The 3133-nt window shown below is 46.1% G+C and carries 2 protein-coding genes and 1 pseudogene; 2 read left to right on the top strand and 1 reads right to left on the bottom strand.

Going from position 1 to position 3133, the window contains the following annotated elements; genetic code table 11:
• Window positions 1-397: 397 nt before the first annotated feature.
• A pseudogene (locus tag VSX58_RS22210) lies at window positions 398-664 on the top strand (LysR family transcriptional regulator); the annotation flags it as partial.
• 306 nt (window positions 665-970) lie between these two features.
• Entirely contained in the window at window positions 971-1237 is a 267-nt protein-coding gene (locus VSX58_RS22205) for a sigma-S stabilization anti-adapter protein IraP (RefSeq protein WP_327619953.1), read from the top strand.
• A 162-nt stretch (window positions 1238-1399) separates the two neighbouring features.
• Here the strand turns inward: VSX58_RS22205 and cycA are convergent, their stop codons facing one another.
• Window positions 1400-2803 carry a D-serine/D-alanine/glycine transporter gene (gene cycA / locus VSX58_RS22200; RefSeq protein ID WP_327619952.1) on the bottom strand — a complete coding sequence of 468 codons (1404 nt, stop codon included), beginning with the start codon at window positions 2801-2803 and terminating at the stop codon, window positions 1400-1402.
• Window positions 2804-3133 lie beyond the last annotated feature (330 nt).

The raw sequence follows: 3133 nt of genomic DNA, 5'->3' as shown, positions 1-3133 counted from the left end.
GACTGAACTACAGAGGAATCGCTTAACTGCGGGGGATAATAGCGGGAGCGTTTCGGGTTGTCAAAGGCTGTTATGCTTTATCGCGACTGATTGCTGAACTAATAACCAACACATTGAATTTACAGCGCAAGTTGCATCTGGAATTTAATATTGCGCCTTCTCTTTCCTACAGGCGTCTGCACCTTGAGATAGCAATGATTGCATTAGCGTGGTGCATATCCAGTCAGAGAAAAATCAATATCATCCTCTTGCCGTCAGGTTTATTTAGCTCTTGAACCATTTCTTTTCCTTATTATACCTGTGTCTTACCAACCAGGTATCAGGCTTCCGTTACAGTACAAAAAAATCTGGCTCGGATCTTGCTACCGTTAACGGGGTAACTACTCAGGAGGCAGACATGAATCTTAGACGGCTCAAGTACTTTGTGAAAATCGTTGATATCGGTAGCTTGACTCAGGCTGCTGAGTTGTTGCACATTGCGCAACCGGCGCTGAGCCAGCAGGTCGCTACGCTGGAAGGCGAGCTGGAAAAACAGTTGCTGGTCCGTAGCAGACGCGGCGTGACTCCCACCGAGGCGGGAAAAATCCTTTATTCACATGCGCAGGCCATCTTGTATCAATGCGAACAGGCTAAAAGCGCGGTAAATGGAGTCAGGCAGTCGGTAAACGTATAGATTTCGCGTAGCCAGCCATTATCATAATGGCTGGCTATATATAAATAACCTTCTAGAAAATATTAACCTGCTATTAATTATATGTGCCATAGACAGCGAGTCACAAAGCTGGCGCACATGCGATTTGAAGCACGTCCGGCATACGATGTATATTATGTCCGTTAAATTGTAATATATGCTGGCGGTAACGCTAGCTTGAGTGTTACATTACTACGCACATCATTTTCTCTAATCCTGCTTACAACTGACTGTTGATCCTGTCAGGGATCTTATGGCTGTTATTTTTAAGGAGTTCAAATGAATAACCTTCTCTCTCAGCTCTTAATGAAACTGGCTGAAAAAGAGGTCGGAGAAAAAGAACTTAATGCCAAAATAGAATTGTTAGAAACATTGGTGTTTTCTATTATATCTATGTTAGACGATAATCAAATTAATGAGTTAACGAAAAGAGTTGAGTGTGTATTAGCCGAAGAGCCGCAGCGTGGAGGTGATGATACTTGCTTAACTATCGAATTATTGACTCGGAGTATTAATCGATTCACGACAACATCAATAAGAAACTAATTCTATTATTATCGGCGCCGCAGTGAACCATGGAAGTGGTTTCTTTGTTTTATTAACAATAAGTTATATAATAATACGCTGAAACTCAGGTTTCTGTTTCAACAAAATATCAAGACGCTGATTTTTAGTCAGCGTCTTTTGCGTTTTGCGATGATGTCTATATTAGGCCGATTGTTTCTTCTTCCTGAGAAACTGATACGCAATGGCCAGAATAATAAACCATAGCGGCGTGACAACCAGCGCCTGCAGAGTATCTGGCTGTAGCGTCAGCAGGACGATGACAAAAACGAAGAAGGCCAGACAAACCCAGCACATAAAAATACCCCAGGGCATTTTGTATTGTGAGTTCGCGTGCATCTGCGGTCTTTTATTACGGTACACCAGATAAGAGCAAAGAATGATGCTCCAGATAAACATGAACAGGATCGCGGAAACGGTGGTTACCAGGGTAAAGACCCTCATTACATTCGGGATGAGATAAATCAATACCACGCCAGATAACAGGCAGACACAGGAGAACAGCAGCCCGGCGGACGGCACCGCGCGTTTAGACAGCAGGCTAAAACGCTTCGGCGCATCGCCCTGTTTGGCCAAACCAAAAAGCATCCGGCTGGTGGAGAAAACGCCGCTGTTGGCTGAAGAAGCGGCCGAGGTCAACACCACGAAGTTAATTACGCTGGCGGCGGCGGGTAATCCCACCAGAACAAACATTTCAACGAAGGGGCTGCGATCGGCGGCGATGGCGCTCCAAGGCGTGACCGACATGATCATGATTAATGAAAAAACATAAAACATGATGATGCGAAGCGGTATGGCGTTAATCGCTCTGGGCAGTACGACGTTGGGGTTTTTCGTTTCCGCCGCGGTGGTGCCGACCAGTTCAATGCCGACGAAGGCGAAAACCGCTATCTGGAATCCGGCGAAAAAGCCGCCGATGCCTTTGGGGAACATACCGCCGTCGTTCCATAAATTATTAAACGAGGCGATAGAGCCTGATGGCGATGGGAATTTCATGATGACCAGCGCCGCGCCGATGACGATTAAAGCGACGATGGCCACAATTTTTATCATGGCAAACCAGAATTCCATCTCGCCGAACATTTTGACCGTGGCTAGATTAAGCGAGAGCAATAACAGCACGCAGAGTAGCGAGGATATCCACTGTGACAGGTCGGGAAACCAAAATTGGGCATAGGCGCTGATGGCCACCACGTCGGCGATGCCGGTCACGACCCAGCAGAACCAGTAAGTCCAGCCGGTAAAGAAACCGGCCCAGGGACCGAGCAGGTCGGCGGCGAAATCGCTGAATGATTTATAATTCAGGTTGGAAAGCAGTAACTCCCCCATCGCTCGCATCACGAAAAACAGCATAAAGCCAATGATCATATAGACGAAGATGATTGACGGCCCCGCCAGACTAATCGTTTTTCCCGACCCCATAAATAATCCGGTGCCGATGGCGCCGCCGATGGCGATGAGCTGAATATGGCGGTTAGTCAGGTTTCGTCGTAGTCCGTGGCTGTCGGTCCTTGTAAGGTCCGCCGCCTCTTTGGATTGATCTACCATTAATGTAATTTCCTATTTTTATGTGATGTTGTTTTGAGCTCTTAATCGGCTCTCTCATTCATTAATTGGGTACGGATAAGATAGCGTAATCGCTACGTAGATTATAGGGAGTGGTTGGTATAAACGCGGTGAATAATCGAACAATGTGACTCTGTATGCTTTTTGCGCTGATAACACGGCTTATCGTAATATGCAGGGGGGAGACCGATCGGCGCTTAGGTTAACAAAATTGCCAATCGCGCTCAATATAATTTTAGAATGTGAAAAAATAAGAAAAAATCATTGTTAACTATTTGACAGTTGCCGCCAAGTGGAGAATAATCCACGCCG

The sequence above is a fragment of the Brenneria populi genome, assembly GCF_036016195.1.
Lineage (GTDB): Bacteria > Pseudomonadota > Gammaproteobacteria > Enterobacterales > Enterobacteriaceae > Brenneria > Brenneria populi.
The sequence above is the reverse complement of the archived record's forward strand: the minus strand, read 5'-3'. Positions and strand labels throughout refer to the sequence as shown.